Annotated in this window: 15 protein-coding genes; 6 read left to right on the top strand and 9 right to left on the bottom strand. The window is 37.8% G+C overall.

Annotation, left to right across the window (positions count from 1 at the left end):
* Positions 1-234: 234 nt before the first annotated feature.
* Positions 235-387: a hypothetical protein gene (locus AC6CHR_RS10585; RefSeq protein ID WP_498248679.1), complete on the top strand. Its 153-nt coding sequence runs from the start codon at positions 235-237 to the stop codon at positions 385-387.
* Between the two features lie 165 nt (positions 388-552).
* Here the strand turns inward: AC6CHR_RS10585 and cobA are convergent, their stop codons facing one another.
* The 5 genes from cobA to nirB (AC6CHR_RS10560) all read right to left on the bottom strand — a co-directional run bounded on the left by cobA (position 553) and on the right by nirB (AC6CHR_RS10560) (position 10,311).
* Positions 553-2,043, bottom strand: a complete 1,491-nt coding sequence (gene cobA, locus AC6CHR_RS10580; protein WP_498248677.1) for a uroporphyrinogen-III C-methyltransferase — start codon at positions 2,041-2,043, stop codon at positions 553-555.
* Between the two features lie 255 nt (positions 2,044-2,298).
* Positions 2,299-2,628, bottom strand: coding sequence for a nitrite reductase small subunit NirD (gene nirD / locus AC6CHR_RS10575; protein WP_498248676.1), 330 nt, complete (start codon positions 2,626-2,628; stop codon positions 2,299-2,301).
* 58 nt (positions 2,629-2,686) lie between these two features.
* Entirely contained in the window at positions 2,687-5,101 is a 2,415-nt protein-coding gene (gene nirB, locus AC6CHR_RS10570; RefSeq protein ID WP_498248674.1) for a nitrite reductase large subunit NirB, read from the bottom strand.
* 432 nt (positions 5,102-5,533) lie between these two features.
* The gene (nasC, locus tag AC6CHR_RS10565) at positions 5,534-7,666 is read right to left on the bottom strand and encodes an assimilatory nitrate reductase catalytic subunit NasC (RefSeq protein ID WP_498248673.1); all 2,133 of its coding nucleotides are present in this window, start codon (positions 7,664-7,666) and stop codon (positions 5,534-5,536) included.
* A 215-nt stretch (positions 7,667-7,881) separates the two neighbouring features.
* Positions 7,882-10,311, bottom strand: coding sequence for a nitrite reductase large subunit NirB (nirB, locus tag AC6CHR_RS10560; RefSeq protein WP_498248672.1), 2,430 nt, complete (start codon positions 10,309-10,311; stop codon positions 7,882-7,884).
* Positions 10,312-10,709: 398 nt separating this feature from the next.
* On the opposite strand from nirB (AC6CHR_RS10560), the gene AC6CHR_RS10555 reads away from it, so the two are divergent.
* The 3 genes from AC6CHR_RS10555 to AC6CHR_RS10545 all read left to right on the top strand — a co-directional run bounded on the left by AC6CHR_RS10555 (position 10,710) and on the right by AC6CHR_RS10545 (position 13,853).
* Positions 10,710-11,915, top strand: coding sequence for a NarK family nitrate/nitrite MFS transporter (locus AC6CHR_RS10555; protein ID WP_498248671.1), 1,206 nt, complete (start codon positions 10,710-10,712; stop codon positions 11,913-11,915).
* Positions 11,916-12,125: 210 nt separating this feature from the next.
* Positions 12,126-12,299, top strand: a complete 174-nt coding sequence (locus tag AC6CHR_RS10550) for a Fur-regulated basic protein FbpA (protein WP_498248670.1) — start codon at positions 12,126-12,128, stop codon at positions 12,297-12,299.
* 177 nt (positions 12,300-12,476) lie between these two features.
* Positions 12,477-13,853, top strand: a complete 1,377-nt coding sequence (locus AC6CHR_RS10545; RefSeq protein ID WP_498248669.1) for a class II fumarate hydratase — start codon at positions 12,477-12,479, stop codon at positions 13,851-13,853.
* Between the two features lie 150 nt (positions 13,854-14,003).
* Here the strand turns inward: AC6CHR_RS10545 and AC6CHR_RS10540 are convergent, their stop codons facing one another.
* Positions 14,004-14,549 carry a hypothetical protein gene (locus AC6CHR_RS10540; RefSeq protein ID WP_498248668.1) on the bottom strand — a complete coding sequence of 182 codons (546 nt, stop codon included), beginning with the start codon at positions 14,547-14,549 and terminating at the stop codon, positions 14,004-14,006.
* Between the two features lie 211 nt (positions 14,550-14,760).
* On the opposite strand from AC6CHR_RS10540, the gene AC6CHR_RS10535 reads away from it, so the two are divergent.
* Both AC6CHR_RS10535 and AC6CHR_RS10530 read left to right on the top strand, forming a co-directional pair.
* A complete protein-coding gene (locus AC6CHR_RS10535) occupies positions 14,761-15,186 on the top strand; it encodes a MarR family winged helix-turn-helix transcriptional regulator (protein ID WP_498248667.1) in 426 nt (141 codons plus the stop codon).
* A gap of 5 nt (positions 15,187-15,191) precedes the next feature.
* Positions 15,192-16,388 carry an MFS transporter gene (locus tag AC6CHR_RS10530; protein ID WP_498248665.1) on the top strand — a complete coding sequence of 399 codons (1,197 nt, stop codon included), beginning with the start codon at positions 15,192-15,194 and terminating at the stop codon, positions 16,386-16,388.
* Between the two features lie 108 nt (positions 16,389-16,496).
* Here the strand turns inward: AC6CHR_RS10530 and AC6CHR_RS10525 are convergent, their stop codons facing one another.
* From AC6CHR_RS10525 to AC6CHR_RS10515, 3 genes are all read right to left on the bottom strand, one after another.
* Entirely contained in the window at positions 16,497-17,480 is a 984-nt protein-coding gene (locus AC6CHR_RS10525) for an aldo/keto reductase (protein WP_498248664.1), read from the bottom strand.
* A 98-nt stretch (positions 17,481-17,578) separates the two neighbouring features.
* The gene (locus AC6CHR_RS10520; protein WP_498248662.1) at positions 17,579-17,899 is read right to left on the bottom strand and encodes a hypothetical protein; all 321 of its coding nucleotides are present in this window, start codon (positions 17,897-17,899) and stop codon (positions 17,579-17,581) included.
* Positions 17,900-18,030: 131 nt separating this feature from the next.
* Positions 18,031-18,741: a nucleoside phosphorylase gene (locus AC6CHR_RS10515; RefSeq protein ID WP_498248812.1), complete on the bottom strand. Its 711-nt coding sequence runs from the start codon at positions 18,739-18,741 to the stop codon at positions 18,031-18,033.

Here is an 18,741-nt window from a genome sequence, read left to right as displayed (position 1 = left end):
GCCGATGGTAATTGGAGCAAGACACCAAACCAAGTACAAAACTTATGCTTTCTTATTTTTTAAACATAATCATGATTTCTTATTTTTAAAATTATCGATAACCTCTCTAAGGATCAGACCAATATCTGATCCTTTTTCCTGTGTTCTTTGTCTATTTTTAACAAGTCAATTAACGCTGTATTTCTTCATGTTAATGGTTAGACTAAAAGTAAGATACGCAAAGGAGATGCTGTTATGAACAAAATAGACTATGAACAACCTCGAACAAACTACAAGCATAAAGGTAAAATATACAAAAGAAGATCTGAAGCTTTATCAGAATACAACTTGTCACTATTGGAACAACCAACTCACCAACCAAAGGACTACGAAGAAATTGAATATTGATTTCCGCAATACGAATTTGGAATGCACAAGATAAAAATTGTAGGAATACTTGATTTAGCTACCAAGCCCCATATCAAATTAATACCGAATCCAATAAACGGCACAAAAATAGCCTAATTTTTGGTCTCCCTCCTGATTTTAAAGGACCCCTAAATTAGGCTATTCTTAAACAGTTGTTTCTTTAAGTGGCACGTTAGCATTTTTATTCAATACTAATTTGTTAATTAACCCCTTGTACTTATAAAGCAGATGTGGTTGTTTAAAACCATTGTTTTTAGCTACCTGCCATGCTTCTTTATTCAAGCAAATGATGTGAGCGGATTGTTCTAATGAGTCGATTGCGTCACAATATTGTTTTACACTCTTCCTATATGTGAGAACTGATTCACATGTTGGAAAAATTATTGACGTAATCGCAGCATCTTCAATTGATCGTTTAATCGAAGATGTAAATCTATCATCGATTACCGTTTGATACACATCTGCATAATCATGAACACCGTATTTGTAATCATGCATCCACACTGGTTCCTGTCTTTCTTTAGCACCAATTATTAATAAGCTTCCTTCATTCCCCATCTCTTCAGCTGGGAAAGCTAGTAGGCCTTTGTTTTCAATCGCTACTATTGCGTTAGACTCCTTACAATAAAGCTTAGCCTGTAGTTGTCGTAAATCCACTTTATGCTTTTTTAAAAGGTTGAAAAAAGACGTGACGCTTTCGGTAGTTGTAAACAACATTCGATGATAGGTTGCGACCTTTTTTCTGATTGTTTCTTCTAAATAACGTTCAGTTACTTTCCATTTAGGGAATTCAATAACGTCAGCTCCCTGGCTGATTAATTCATTTGCGATGCTTTCTTCTTCAGCACGTCCACGAACAACAACAATTTGTTGGCCAAATAACGGTTTTTCTTCAAACCATTTTATTTTATCTCTTGTTGCTACAATATCGCCCACTAAAGTAATCGCAGGATTTTCAATCTTTTCATCGCGGACCAATTTACCTATTGAGGATAAAGTGCCAACAACACTTTTTTGCCGACTCCACGTTCCCCAACGAATGACAATAACCGGAGTCTCAGGGGATTTTCCGTGAATAATCAGATTTTCACAAATATGCTCTAAATTTGAAACACCCATATAAAAGGCGATCGTTTGGACGCCTCTTACTAGCCCTTCCCAATCAATATCAGGTTTACCATTCTTAGACTTATCATGTGCAGTGACCATCGCAAATGAACCAGCGTAATCGCGATGAGTAACAGGAATCCCTGCGTAAAGTGGGGCTGCAATGCCAGAAGTAATACCAGGAATCATTTCGTAAGCAACCTGATGATCGGCTAGTACCTCCGCCTCCTCACCTACTCTACCGAAAACACTAGGGTCACCACCCTTTAGTCTAACGACCGTATAACCTGCCAATGCCTTTTCCAATAATGTTTGGTTAATCTCTTCTTGTCTCATAAAATGACGAGTCGGAAGTTTGCCACAATAGATTAGTTCACAGTTTGCTTTAGCATTCTCAAGTAGTCTAGGGTTAACTAATCGATCATATAAAATAACATCAGCTTTCTTAATTGCTTCTAGCCCCTTAACTGTAATTAATTCACTATCCCCAGGACCTGCTCCAACTAAATAAACCTTACCTTTTTCCATTGTTGTATCCTCCCTAACTTACTCTCATCTATCTAGCTGTCATTTACTACCTTTAAAACGTTTTATAAAACTACAACAATCATTACCTAAACTTTTTGCAATGATTGTTGTAGATATTTAGGCTCTATTAGCGTATTACTTGAGTCTGCTTAACTAGTCATGTAGCTCTTTTATAGTAGGCTGTTCGCAAAGATTGTTGGTTTCCGTACAAAGTACTATTGTACACGTTTCAAGTCAAACTTTTAGAAAAGAACCTTATAATAGAAGATAAACTTCTCCATCTTCAACCTGCGTCTCATAGGTTTTTACACAACCAAAGTCAGGTTCCTGTACAACCCCATCCTCAAGACAAATTTTCCAGTCATGCATCGGGCAAAATACAGAATCGCCACTAACAATTCCTTCACTTAACACTCCACCCTTATGTGGGCATTTATTTTCTACTGCTTTTATTTTACCATCAGAAAGTTTAAAAACGGCAACTTCCGTATCTTTTTCAATTTGAACTGTTTTCCCCACACGTTCAGGTAGCTCTAAAAACGAGCCAACATACACCTTTACCCTTGTGATTTCCTTCATGTCCATCTTCCTCCCTAATGAAATATTCTGTTCGTTCCGTCTATACCTAGTTAAAAGTAGCTACTTACGAAAGGTTTACTGTTTCAAATAGTTCTTTCGTTGTTTTTCTACTTTCAATAATTTCTTTCCAAGGGTCTCTATAGACTGATAACGTCTCATCCATTCGAGCGTTTAATTCAGTACGCTTATTTTTATCATCTAAGACAGATAGGACATGAGGTAAGCCAACACGATCGATCCAAGCAGATGTACGTTCTAGATAATTTGCTGTTTCTCTGTAATATTGTAAATACGCGCCTGTAATTTCCATCGCCTCTTGATCTGTTTTCACTTTGTATAACAGATCCCCACCACGTACGTGAGTTCCGCCATTTCCACCAACGTAAATTTCCCACCCACCATCAATACCAATAAAACCAATATCTTTGAAGCCAGATTCAGCACAACTTCTAGGACAAGCTGAGACAGCCATCTTCACTTTGTGAGGAGTTTGTAATCCTTCAAATTTCTTTTCTAGGTCGATACCAAGACCCATTGAATCCTGTGTTCCGAAGCGACAGAATTGTTCTCCAACACATGTCTTTACTGTTCGAAGTGATTTTCCATACGCATAACCTGATGGCATATCAAGTTCCTGCCATACTTTTGGCAAATCATCCTTTTTCACTCCAAACAAGTCAATACGTTGTCCCCCAGTTACCTTAACTAGTGGAATCTCAAATTTATCAACAACATCAGCAATTCGTCGTAAATCCTTCGCATTTGTTACACCACCGTACATTCTTGGTACGACTGAATACGTGCCATCCTTTTGGATATTTGCATGCATCCGTTCATTGACGAAACGAGATTCTCTTTCATCGACGTACTCAGTTGGTTTGACCATTCCTAAATAATAGTTAAGAGCGGGACGACATTTTGAGCAACCTTCCTCAGATTCCCAGCCAAGAACGTTCATGACTTCTTTTACATGTGTTAGCCCTTTTTCTTTAATGCCATCAACGATTTCATCTCTTGATAAAGTCGTACATCCACAAATCGCTTCCTTTTGTGCTGAAGCATCAAATTCAGAGCCAAGTGTAAGTTGAAGGACATCTGCAACTAATGGTTTACAGCCTCCACATGAACGCGAAGCACTTGTACAAGCTTTGATTGCATCAACAGAGGTACAACCTTTTTCTTGAATAGCCTGAACAATATCTCCTTTAGATACACCATTACAACCACAGATTATTTCATCAGCACTCATTGAAGCAACTAAGCTCTCGCCAGCTTCTTCCCCAATAGGTTGTAGGATACTGATTTTTTCTGTGTCTGAAATATCGGCACCTTTTTTAATCATTGAAAATAGTCGATTTCCTTCTCGACTGTCTCCAAATAATACAGCTCCGACAATCTTATTACCCTGTAGGACGATTTTTTTATAGATACCATCCTGTTCATCAAAAATCTTTAATGACTTTTTGTCTTCTCCTTCAGTAAAATCACCTGCTGAAAATACTTCAACACCAGAAACCTTTAATTGTGTGGATAAGACAGATCCTTTATATGGCGCTCCCTCTTTCCCACAAATACGATTTGCTAATACCTTTGCCTGTTCATATAGTGGTGCTACAAGCCCATATGGAATTCCATTATGTTCTGCACACTCTCCAACAGAATAAACATGTGGGATATCCGTTTGCATAAAGTCATTTACGACGATCCCTCTGTTAACAGCTATTCCGCTATCCTTTGCTAATCCTATGTTCGGCTTAATTCCAACAGCCATGACAACTAAATCCGCTTCAAGTGTTGTCCCGTCTTTGAAGTTTAGTCCCTCAACACGATCGGTTCCAAAAATTTCAGCTGTTTGTGCTTCTAATAAGAACTTCATTCCTTGATTTTCAAGTTCCTTTTGTAATAGGCGACCTGCTGTTTCGTCTAGTTGACGTTCCATTAATGTTGGAGCGATATGGATAACAGAAACATCCATCCCTAAATTTAATAAGCCACGTGCTGCTTCTAAACCTAGTAATCCCCCACCAATAACTGCTGCTTTTTTATACTTCTTAGAAGCCTCAAGCATAATATCCGTATCTTTAATATCACGGAAAGCAGTAACTCCCTGCTTATCAGCACCTGGAAGCGGAAGAATAAATGGAACTGATCCAGTCGCGATAATCACATCGTCGTAAGGGACGATTCTCCCTTTATCTGATACAACAACCTTCTTATCAGCATTAATTTCGGTTACTGTTTCACCTGTAAAAAGCGTGATATTATTTTGCTCATACCATTCCCAGTCGTTTAATGTAATATCTTTTACGTTTGTATCTCCCTGTAGTACCTTTGATAATAGGATTCTATTGTAGTTTGGATGTGGTTCACTTCCAAAGATAGTGATTTCGAATAAGTCAGTTGATACTTTTAAAATTTCTTCGATTGCTCTTACACCGGCCATACCGTTTCCTATTAGAACAAGTTGCTTTTTTTCCACTTGAGTTTCCTCCCCCAGAAAGTTTCTTTTACTATATCACGTGAATTTTCAAAATTTTACATTCATGTTAGGTTTTCTGACATGGTTTTATTTCACAACTACAAAGCAGGAGTAGTTGCTGGATATTTTATATTTTGTTCCTGCGGGAGAAGTATGTTTGTGATTAGCAACTTTTGTCTATTTTTGTTAAATGATAGATTTTTTGTGAAAGTTGATAGATTTCCTTGCAAAGTTGATAGATGTTAAAGCAAACTTGATAGATTTCTTTTTAATTACGCTTCACTCCAGGTGTAAGCTAGCGGTTTAACAGAAAATTCGTGGGAATTATCAACCAAAATAGCCATAATTAAAGGCTCTTACGGCCCATTCACCTCGGGATAACACAAAGCTGAACACACAAAAAAGAAGGTGCATGTTTGCACCCCAAAGCGTTTATATTGCCGTGACCTTTACAGCACTTACCTTAAATCCTGGCATTTTACAAAATGGATCTAATTCTTCACCTACTAACAAATTCACATTTTGACCTTCTGCCCAGTGAAAGGGGACAAATACAGTATCTTCTCTTATTTTTTCTGACCATTTACTTCTTACAACAATCGTTCCTCTTCTTGAGGTGACTGATACTAAGCGGTTATTTTCGATATCGTATTTTTTAGCTGTTTCTGGATGAATTTCTAGGTAGGATTCAAAATTTCTCGCTGATAGTGCTGCACTCTTTCTCGTTTGAACACCTGTCAGGTAATGAGACATAACTCTACCTGTTGTTAAATATAACGGGAATTCACTATTAGGTTTTTCCTTTGGTATCAAAGGTATATTCTTTACAGCGATCATTTTTGCTTTCCCATCAGGATGTGCGAAGGTATGTTCAAATAAGCGTGTTGTTCCCCCGTGATCCTCTTCTGGGCACGGCCAAAGAATTCCCTCTTCTTTTCGTATTCGTTCATAGGTTATCCCATTATAGTCAGCAATACCTCCACGACTAGCGACTCTTAACTCGTTAAAAATCTCTTCTGCATTTTGGTATGGGAAAAACGCCTCTTTACCTAGCACTTTAGCAATCTCACAAATAATTTGCCAATCATGCTTCACTTCTCCAGGACAAGGTCGACTCGCTTCTCTTAGGATGACTCTGCCTTCTAGGTTCGTCATTGTTCCTTCATCTTCTAAATAGGAGGAAGCAGGTAAAATAAGATCAGCTAATTCAGCTGTTTCAGAAACAAACAAATCAACTGCCACTAAAAATTTCAACTTTTTCAAGGCTGATTTTACAAAATGTGCATTGGGATTTGAAACGACTGGATTGGAACACATAAGGAACATCCCTGTAATTTCACCTTCATCGATTTTATGAAACATTTCGAAGGCAGATACTCCTTTTCCCGGTAGCTCTTCCTCCTTTACTCCCCAAACTTTGGAGATATATTGACGATGTTCTATGTTTTCAATGAGGCGATAACCTGGCAGCTGATCTGCCTTTTGTCCATGTTCCCGCGCTCCTTGTCCATTGCCTTGACCTGTTATTGCTCCATACCCAGAATACGGCTTACCTATTTTGCCTGTTGCAATCAGGATATTCAGCAAGTTCCTAACAGCAACAGTTCCGTCTGTCTGTTGTTCAACACCTCTTGCTGTGAAAAGCATTCCAGAATCCTCACTTGCAAATTTAATTGCAGCTGTTCGAATCTGTTCCATTGGAACCCCAGTCAGCTCTGAAAGTTCATCTAGATTTAATGTGGATACATATTCCTTTACTTCCTCAAATCCTGTTGCTCGCTCTTGAACAAATGTTTCATCGACTAAGTTTTCTTCGATAATTACCTTTAGAAGTCCATTTGCTAATGCAGCATCCATACCAGGCTTTACCTTTAGATGTAAATCAGCTATCTGTGTGGTTGCTGTTTCCCGGGGATCAATTGCGATGATATATGCTCCGTTTTCCTTCGCCTTTTCAAAATAAGGCATAATCGTCGGTTGGCACTCTGCAATATTCGTCCCAGCCAATATGATCACTCGTGTAAATGGTACTTCTGTTAATGCATTTGTTAAACCTCGATCCATTCCAAATGTCTGATTAGCGGCTGTTGCTGCAGCTGACATACATAGGCGACCATTATAATCTATATAGCGTGTCTTTAAGGCAACACGAGCAAACTTTCCTAGTAGGTAAGCCTCTTCATTCGTGATCGATGCACTACCATATACAGATAATGCATTTTGCCCATCTTCTCCTTGTATTCTAGTGAACTTTTCTTTAATATGCTCCAAAGCCTCTTGCCAGGAGATTCTCACAAATTCTCCATTCACTTTTAGTAAAGGGAATTTAATCCGATCTTGATGGAAGGCATGCTGGTGAGCATTCATTCCTTTAATACATAATCTACCTTCTGATGTCGGATTATCCTTCCCTACAGTTGTATACTTTTTTCTTGATACGATTGATTGTTCAATTAATTGCATTTTACATTGCATACTACAAAATGGACATTGCGTATCATAAACCTTTTCTGTTTGAACCTCTTGTTGCTTTGTCCGGAAATATTTCAATAGTAGATCAGTCAAGGCACATCATCCTTTATTCTAGTAATCTGACAATAAGAAAAGCGCTAGGCAACCACCTATCGACGACAAGCATAAGACAAGACCGCTGTTGGTTGCTCTTTAACCTTCTAGACGAATTGGTTTATGACCTAAGAAAAGGGTGTTTCGTTTTTCCCCTCGAGCCGATGGCGTCTAATGCTAGACACTAAGTTCAAAATTTTATACTAGTTTACGTTCTATAAAGATTTCTCTGTATTAGGAAGCAACTCTATCTCTAGTCGTTCTAACAACTGTTCACGTAATGAATCTTCAAATAAAACTTCTCTAATATGAATAATCCCGACTCTCCTCGTCCAATCACAAACTTGTTCTAGAAAATTGGCTGTTTCTCTGTAATATTGAATGAACCCACAGATAAGTTGTTTCACTTCATCGCTTGTATTTGTCACAGTTAACAACTCCCCTTCTTGGAAAATCGGGTTAACACTTCCTCCAACATACACTTCCCAACCTCTGTTTGTTCCGATAACACCAATATCCATCGTCAGCATATTTACTTCCCCATGCTTACAGGCAGCTACACCCAAAACAACTTTATGTGGTGTAAGGACTTGGTCCAACTCCTTTTCTAATTCAATCGCTAATTGCAAAGAAAACTCCTGATTACACCGACAATGTTGATGTCCAAAATAGGTATTGAGATGGCGAACAGTATTCTGCTTAACTGGAATTAAGCGCAATTTCAACTCTGAGCAAACAGCATGAAGATAATCCTTTTTGATCCCTTTTAACTGAATTCTCTGTTCAGAAGTGATCCCAACATCTCTTATTTGATATTTTTCAACAACACTTGCAATCCTTTGTAAGTCTGATGCGCTCGTCTTGCCTCCATACATTTGTGGAATGACAGAATAGGTTCCATCATTTTCAAGCAATGTTTCCTCAGTTTTAAGTTGATCATATATTTCATAAGCTCCTTCATTCTCTGGATAAATCATTGCCAAGTAATAAGTAATAGCTGGGACACAACTGGCACAACCACTTTTCGTTTTCCAATTTAGTGAACGAAAAACGCCCTGCAATGAAGATGCATTATTTTGTTGAATCTGCAATACAACCTCGTCCTCTGTTAACGTCGTACAAGTACAAAAGGACTTATTCTGGATAAATTCATCACACTCATCACTATGAATATACTTTAGTAAATCTGAAACCAATGATTTACACCCACCACAAGAACCAGTTGCCTTCGTGCATCTCTTCACTTGATCAACCGTTGTTAAGCTCTCCCGCTGAACAGCCTCAACAATAGTTCCCTTCGATACACCATTACAATTACAAATGATCTCACTTTGCTTCATCCCTTTAAAAAGTGTGGCTTCCTTATTGGATGATTCCAGTAACCTACGCTTTTCGTCATCACTAATATGCTTCCTTTTGCTGATCATATCGATTAGTTTTGCCTGGTCCTTTGTATCCCCATATAGAACGGCCCCAACGATGATATCTCCGCGAAAAATCATTTTTTTATAAATCGTATCTAGTTCATTAAACATCGTTAACGTTTTAGTCGAATTGTCCTCTGTAAAATCTCCAATTGAAAAGAGATCGACGCCCGGAACTTTCAAACTGGTTGATAACACAGATCCTTTATATCCCTCACCAGTCAACCCACATATATGTTTAGCTAAAATTTGCCCTTGTTCATATAAAGGTTTGACTAGTCCATAAACAATCTCATTATGTTCAACACATTCACCAACAGCATAAACATCCTCAATATTCGTTTGTAAAAAGTCATTAACGACGATTCCACGATTGATCTGAATGCCACTTTCCTTTGCAAGCTTACTATTAGGGATGACACCTACTGCCATCACAACTAAATCCGCCTCTATTGATGTATCATCCGTGAAATGCAGTTTTTCCACTCTGTTATCTCCAGCAATTTCCTTGGTCACTTTACCTAAATGGAACTCAAGCCCTTGTTGTTCCAGCTCCTTTTGAAGCAAGCTTGATGCAATAGAATCAAGCTGCCGTTGCATCAAATAATCTGTATTGTGGACAACACTAACTTCTAAACCTAAATTTAGTAAACCTCTTGCTGCCTCTAACCCTAGTACACCTCCACCAATTACAACTGCCTTTTTGTACTGTAATGAAGCTTCCATGATGTTCTGACAATCTTCAATCGTTCGGAATGTGACAACTCCATGCTTATCAATTCCTGGAATAGGCAAGACAAACGGAGTTGAACCTGTTGCTATAATCAATTTGTCATAGGAGATCGAACGACCTTTATCTGTTAAAACCTCTCGCTTAGCTGTATCAATCTTACTAGCAGTCTCACCAGATAAGAGCTTTACCTCATTTTCTTGATACCATTCTTGCGAATTAATTGTGATGTCTTGAAGGGATGCCTCACCTTGTAATATAGAAGATAATAAAATTCGATTATAATTTAGGTGCGATTCACTCCCAATTATTGTAATCTTAAAAACTTGAGAATTTTGTTTTAAAATTTCCTCAACACAGCGGACACCCGCCATTCCGTTACCGATTACCACCAATTTTCGCTTCACATTAAACCCTCCAGCATTAATGGTCTTGTATTTCTCCAAATTATTTTCTACATTCATTATCGTTTTCGTATATAGTTCTAGCACTTTTTTAACTGATCAACGTTCAACTATTCCTATAAAAAATTTTACTTTCCATAAAAAAGAGATAAATCGTTATAGAGTTAACAACAATCCTTTATAAGTGCGTGTTTTCAATAGTTGTATTATTTCATATATTCTCTTTTAAAAGGTAATTGATGTTATATTTTCTAACATGAAATTTCAGTTTAAATCAGAATTCCACTGGTTTAAGTCATGTTATTCTTTGTGAAACTGATTTCACTTTAATCATTGTCCTTCAGTTGTTTTTTTCATTGATGAAGATATTTCCACGTTATATTTCCTAACAAGTGACTTTTCTTGTTAAGAATAATCCGCTTATAATGACGACATGATAAAAATTCGAAAATTTAATCAATTTACTTTTGGAAGGAGTTATTAACATGAAATTATCAGAACTAAAAACCTCGGGTCATCCTAAAACCCTCTTTTCGTCTTTCTTATATTTTGATGTAAGCTTTATGATTTGGGTTATACTTGGAGCACTTGGCGTTTTCATTACGCAGGAGTTTGGTTTGTCTCCCTCTCAAAAGGGAATGATTGTCGCTGTGCCAATACTAGCGGGGTCTGTTTTCCGAATTATCTTAGGGGTACTAACCGATCGAATGGGTCCTAAGAAAACGGCTATATTAGGAATGAGTATTACAACTATTCCCTTACTTTGGGGATTATTAGCAGGAAACACATTACCTGAAATTTATATGATCGGTATCCTATTAGGAGTTGCCGGAGCAAGCTTTGCGGTATCCTTACCGATGGCTAGTAGATGGTATCCTCCACACCTGCAAGGATTAGCAATGGGAATTGCTGGTGCAGGAAACAGCGGTACGTTATTTGCCACATTATTCGGGCCGCGTTTAGCAGAAAACTTCGGATGGCATGTAACAATGGGTATCGCACTTATCCCCTTGTTCATTACTTTCATCATATTTATTGTTTTAGCGAAAGATGCACCATCCCAACCAGCACCACAACCATTAGCTAATTACTTCAAGGTATTTGCATTTAAGGATACGTGGTTTTTCTGTTTACTTTACGGGGTAACATTTGGAGGCTTTGTCGGGTTATCAAGCTTTCTCAGCATGTTCTTCGTTGATGAATACAGTTTAACAAATGTCCAAGCAGGAGACTTCGTAACAATATGTGTTGCTGCTGGAAGCTTTTTCCGACCTGTTGGTGGCTATATATCCGATCGAGTCGGCGGCGTTAAGGTTTTGTCATTTTTATTTATTGGAGTAGCCGTTTGTATGCTTGGCGTCAGTCAACTTCCTCCTTTATTTGCGATAACTGCTTTACTTTTTGTAGGCATGATGTGCTTAGGGATGGGTAATGGCGCCGTATTCCAATTAGTACCACAACGTTTTCAAAAGGAAATTGGGATGATTACAGGAATAGTTGGTGCTGCAGGTGGAATAGGTGGCTTCTTTTTACCTAATATCCTAGGGACTATGAAAGAGGTAACTGGATCATACGCGTCAGGCTTTATCACCTTTTCTGTCATTGCATTAATGGCATTTGTTCTTTTATTAGTCGCAAGCTTCTCTTGGAAAAAATCGTGGGAAGTAAAGGGCGATGCTGTGAAAATCTAGTAAATTGCTCTTGTTTTGGTTAGAGGTTGACTCTTTTGGGTCAACCTCTTTTTAACTAAGGCTGTACTCACAAAGGTTGTTGTTTTTTCTGTACACAGTACTAACTTTCTAAATAAACAGTAGATACATCCTTATGGTTTACAAAGAACGGATTATCATTTATAATCTAAATGATAATGATTATCATTTTCTGTTAGGAGTGATTTAGTTTTGTCTACTCACCTACGTAAACTTATCGAAACGAAGAAAAACATACTTATAAACGAATTATTGCAACATGGCATCTTTAAATCATCTGAGAAGCAACTGTATGAATTGTCATTAAGTGAACTAGAGAAGGAACATAAAGACAGACTAATGGCTGTTAAAAATCTATATTCTTAAGCAAGGGTAGACTGACATGTCATTTTGTTGTCAGTCTATTTTACTTTTACTCCCTCTGTCCTTTTCGAATGTCATCTCTCATAAAGATCATCCACTCATATCCAACCGTGTTTAATCCAATCCACAATGGAAACAATAACAATAACGTTTTATGTAACTAACTTTAAGGAGACAAAAATGAATTCTTCCAAACACTATCGAATGGAAAATGATCCCTTAGGTAATATCATGGTCCCAACATCCGCCTATTATGGTTCTCAAACACAACGGGCCATTGAAAACTTCAAAATAAGTGGAATACGATTGCCAAGATCATTTATTAAAGCACAAGGGGTCATTAAAGCCTCAGCCGCAACTGTAAATGTAGAGTTAGGTAACCTTCCCCCTGAAATTGGACATGCAATCATCACCGCATCCGAAGAGGTCATTGAAGGAAAATGGGATGAGCATTTTGTAGTTGATGTGTACCAAGCAGGTGCAGGTACTTCACAGAATATGAATGCCAATGAGGTAATTGCCAATCGTGCTTCAGAACTATTGGCTGGTTCTCAGCGAGTCCATCCAAATGATCATGTAAACATGTCACAATCTACAAATGACACATTCCCTTCAGCATTAAATATTGCAGCTGCTGAAACGATAATTGAGGGGCTTCTCCCTGCTCTATCACAATTGCAACAGGAACTTCATAAAAAGGCTGATCAATTTATGCCGATTTTAAAGTCTGGACGAACTCATTTGCATGATGCCATACCAATTCGTTTAGGGCAGGAATTCTCAGGTTTTGCTGAAACGATCCATGCTGTTTATCGGCAACTTGAGGACAAATTAGATTCCTTATATAAAATCGGACTAGGGGGAAATGCGATTGGGACAAAAATGAATTTGCAAGCTAGCTATATACCAAAGATTATTCAAGAGGTGTGTAACCGAACCAACTTACCCTTCCGTGAGCCTACAAACATCTTTACATTTATGCAGAATACGCATGAGCCAATCCGTTGTATGCTCACACTAAAGGAGCTTGCGATTCACCTAATTAAAATCACTAGCGATTTGCGTTTACTTAGTTCTGGCCCCAGAACAGGATTAGCTGAAATCACGCTTCCCTCGGTTCAGCCTGGATCAACGATTATGCCTGGGAAAGTGAATCCAGCTATTTTAGAAATGACACATATGGTTTGCTGCCAAGTGATCGGTTACGAAACAGCCGTTGCAACAGCAGGAATGGCAGGTCAATTAGAAATCAATGTGATGATGCCCGTCATTGCTCATACCTTACTTCACGCAATTGACTTGCTGACTAACGCAATTCAAACCCTTGTAACAAAGTGTATTACTGGTATTCAAGCAAACGAGGATACATGCAAAAAACTGATGGAAGAAAGCCTAGCTTTGGTTACCGGTTTAAGCTCAAAAATGGGTTATGATATCGCTTCACAGATCGGATTGAAAGCAGATGAAGAGAATAAAACCTTAAAGGAAGTACTCCAAGAAAAAGGATTACTGACAGAAGAAGTAATTAAGGCCATTGACCCGAGAGGAATGGTGTAAGTAGACATAGAAATATGGTGTTAACTCACAATGAAAATACTACGACTAAATCCAAATGTGAAAACAATTGCATCTTAAAAAGGCGCTAATTCCTTAAAGGATAGCGCCTTTTAGTGCTTTCTATCAAAGAAATACAATAGATGATCTCACTTATTTCCAGACGGACATATACTTTTTTCGATAGTTACTATCTTCCTCAGAGTCAATTAATTCAATCGCAATATTCCTAATTTGTTCATCCTTAACTTCGTCATATAAATTTTTTAAACCTTGAATCATATCATAACGAATCAACGTATAATGTTTCTCATTTTCTCCGTTTCGAAAGCGGTCAACAATATGATTAATTACCATCTCCTTTTGTTCCGGTCCAGCTAAACCCACTTTCCAAATAGACTGTAAACTGTGTCGTGCGGTAACAAATTTAGCATCCTTTGTTACTTCCCAAAGCGCTGAAAAATCATGTACCATCCGCTTTTCAGGATCACTGATTGCTAAGCTTGCGAGAAACTGAGCGGCTCTAGCTCTTCGGTGGTTATCTGGATCTGTTAGCCATGCTTTTAATTGATCCCACACTTCATAAGACCAATCTACTTCTTCCTTTGTAGCAGTAATTATGTTGTGAAATGCTTCTAATTGAAGAGTTTTGTCTTTTGCTTCCAGGTTTTCAAAGTAAGATCTCGTTATGCTGTTCATCTTGTCTCCTTTTTCTTGTTTACTTTCCCCAATCCTATCTAGCTAATTTTAGCAGTTTCTGGTGGGAATTAATTATTTTTTATTATCATAATAAGCTTAGTGTAATCGCACATTCTTTACAAATACTTCATTTCTGTTATCATTAGAAAGGTACTTATTTACCTAGGTAAGTAATTATCTAACTGTTTATTCCTAATTTGAGGTGAATGCTATGAAGAATACAAACAAAATATTCCATTTACTCTACCAAAAAACACGCTTGATGACCAAGGAACTCAATGAGCAATTACAAAAACATGAATTATATAGCTCACAATTTGCGATTCTTTATTGTCTTAAGATTCATGGACCAATGATCCAAAGTGATATTTGGCGCTATTTAGTCGTTGAGGCACCAACTGTTACAAGAACACTCGTCAAGCTTGAGGAAAGCGGTTGGGTAATAAGGACACAAGGGAATGACCGTCGCGAACGGGTTGTTTCACTGACAGAAAAAGCAATAGAGAACCTACCAATGGTTGAAAAAGAGGTCAAAGGCTTCGAAGATACTATGGTTAATGGTTTATCTGATGAAGAACTTGATTTCTTTTTTAATATACTAAACAAACTTGGTACGTCTACTACAAAGGGGGAATAAACTTAATGATTGAAGACAAACAACCGATTTGGAGTAAAAACTTTATTAGTATTTCATTAAGCAACTTTTTTATTTTTGTTGCCTTTTATGGCCTACTTACATCTTTACCAATTTATGTAATAGATGAACTTAATCGTTCAGAGGTTGATGCAGGGTTAATCGTTACAATCTTCTTACTATCTGCGATTGTTGTACGCCCCTTTTCAGGAAAACTCTTAGAAGACTTCGGTAAAAAAAGAATGCTGATGATTAGTCTCATTCTTTTTACGATATGCTCATTTTTGTATCTATGGATTGATCAATACGCTCTCCTATTGGCGTTACGATTCTTTCAAGGCATTTGGTTCAGTATTGCGACAACTGCTACTGGCTCAATTGCTGCAGACCTTGTTCCAATCAAAAGGCGTGGTGAAGGCCTTGGCTATTTTGTGATGTCCACAAACCTTGCCGTTGTCTTTGGACCATTAGTCGCACTTACACTTATCCAAGTAGCATCATTTTCAATCCTCTTTCTTGTATTAGCTTTGTTAATTACAGCTGGAGTCATTTTTACAGCTACAAGTCAAATTGATGAGGTACATTCTTCGGCTTCCCAGGAGAAAAAACGAATACAGTTCTCTGATTTAATTGATAAAAAGGCGCTACCAATTGCCTTTATCGGTAGCCTAGTTGCTTTTGCTTATTCAAGTGTTCTTTCCTTTCTATCCATTTATGCAAAAGAACTAAATTTATTAGATGCAGCAAGCTTTTTCTTCGTCGTCTTTGCTGTTGTGATGTTGGTAGCTCGTCCTTTCAGTGGTCGGTTATTTGATACAAAGGGTCCACATATCGTGATTTATCCAGCCCTTGTGTTATTTTTTATCGGATTGCTGTTATTAAGTGTTACTCATTCAACCTTCATGCTTCTATTGTCAGGAGCATTCATTGGGCTTGGTTACGGAACAATCGTCCCATCTCTACAAACTCTAGCTATCCAAGCAACAGATCGCCATCGAAGCGGGCATGCAACAGCAACATTTTTCACCCTATTCGACACAGGTATAGCTGCTGGCTCATACGCCTTAGGGATCGTCGCAACACAGCTTGGTTACGGAGATCTCTATTTCTATACAGCTCTATTTATGATCGTTGTTTTAGTATTTTATAAATTAGTGTTACATCGTAAAGAACGCCCCACATTAAAGTTAAAAGAGACAAATTAAGCTAAAAACGAGTGAAGGTGGCTGTTGCGTAGTCACCTTTTTATTGATTTGTGAGCAAAGGGCAATAAAAAGGAGTTAAAGCACATTAGCTTTAACTCCTTTCCTCTTTTAATAGACCCCACGAATATTCGGATGGATTTCCTCTTTATAAAAGTCTGTCAATCGAGATATTTCAGCTTGACTGAATGAAGGAACACCAGTCGCCTGCATATTATCTTCTATTTGTTTCACTGTTTTGAACCCTGGAATAACTGTTGTAATTTCTTCATGATCAAGAATCCAACGAAGTGCTGCTCTTGTCATATTTCCACGACCTTCAGCAATCCAATTTAATTGTTCACTTAGCTCTACACCTTTAGAAAACTCAACTCCTGCAAATGTTTCACCTACATTGAAATGCTCACCATCTTTGTTAAAATGGCGGTGGTCATCTGCCTCAAATTGAGCTTGCTTAGTGAATTTCCCTGTTAATAATCCACTCGCTAATGGGACACGTGCTAATATTCCAACACCTTCTGCCTTTGCTTGTGGAAGTAATTCAGTAACCGCCTTTTGACGGAATATATTAAAGATGACTTGTAAAGCTTTAACATTCGTCTGTTCAATACAGAACAACCCTTCTTCAATCGTTTCTACACTTACACCATAGTGACGGATTTTACCCTGTTTTTGTAGTTTATCCAACACTTCAAATACTCGGCCATCTTTTAAAATTTCCATAGGTGGACAATGAATTTGATAAAGGTCTATTGTTTCACGTTGAAGGCGCTTTAAACTCGCTTCACAAAAATCAGTAACCGCTTTTTCAGAATAGTTTTCAGGATCCGTAATATCCCCTGCGCGACAGAATTTTGTTGCAATATGGATCTTATCTTCTTTTCCCTTTGTTGCCTTCGCTAGTAATTCTTCACTATGACCATCACCATAGACGTCAGCCGTATCAAAGAAGTTAACTCCAGCATCCATTGCCTGCTCTAACCCTTTTAACGCTTCTTGGTCATCTGATTTACCCCAAGATCCACCAATTGCCCACGTTCCAAAGCTTAGTTCACTAATCTTTAACTCTGTATTACCTAATCTACGATAATTCATTCATTCCACCATCCCTGTTATGTAAGTCTATTATTACATTCATTTTCACAATAGTTAGTATAATAGAAATAAAGCGTTAACAAAAGAAATTGGACTTATTAAGGGGCAAAAGGAACAAAGTACCTAAACATGAAACTCACTAAGGCAACTAACGATATTGTACAAACGCAAGCGAGATGTAAGAGGATATAGATAAACTTTTTCTTCCCTTTTATAAAAAAAGAAGAAATAAATCCAAGTAGAGGATTAACGATTAAGAATGGTAAGGCAATTGCAATAAAGACTCTGGCAAAGCTGCGAAAAACACTAGAATCGTTGCTAGAAAACTGCAGCAATGTAATGAGTAAAACAACAGTGACAATTGTAGCAACTAAAGAAATGATCGAAACCTTAAAAGGATGTTTAAAAAACTTTTTCATATTCCCCTCCTAATTCATATCCATTCACTCACTATCTTTTACTTTATCATATCGTACTTATGAATTCTTATGCCTATGATAAAAAGAAGAGTAAGAGACCTTTTTCTCCCACTCCTCTAAAATATATTTATTTATAAAATGATAGAGTCTAAAGCTATCAGGGCTTCCTGTTCGATAGCCTTAGCAACTAAATCCGTATGAGGATTGTAATCATTTCTTAGATCTGCGTCGGCATAACCATCAATTGCTAGAATTGCGCCTGTTTTCACGCCCCGAATCGCACCAATTGTAAATAAAGCAGCATTCTCCATTTCCACTGCAAGTACACCAGATCTTTTATATAGATCATGAGGGAACTGGACAATCCCAGCATAAAAGACATCAAGTGTTAAAGTAATTCCTTCATGTGCCTTTTGATTCCGTAGTGCCGCAGCTTCGACTAATTTTTCAACCACTAATCGATTTGCAAGAGCAGGAAATCCCTCAGGTACAAGCTGACTTGTTAAGCCATCTCTTCTTACGGCCGCTGTACTTATGACCAATTGACCTGGTTGTATGTCCTTTTGATAAGAGCCAGCTGTTCCAACTCGTATGATCGTTTCGACTCCACCCTTTGCCAGTTCTTCAAAGCATACAGCAGCACCTGGTGAACCGACACCATGACTAATAACAGCCACAGCTACGCCTTTCCAGCTTCCTTTATAACTATCATATTCTCTGTTTTTAGCAAGAGGTTGCATACCATCTAGTAAGCTCGCAATTTGTTGTGCACGTTTTGGATCACCACATACGATCACTCTTTTTGGTAATTCTTCTGGGTTCACTTTTAAATTTGGTAGCAA

The sequence above is a fragment of the Metabacillus sp. GQ13 genome (assembly GCF_059758525.1).
Note: the sequence above shows the minus strand (reverse complement) of the source record. Positions and strands in the feature narration are given on the sequence as shown.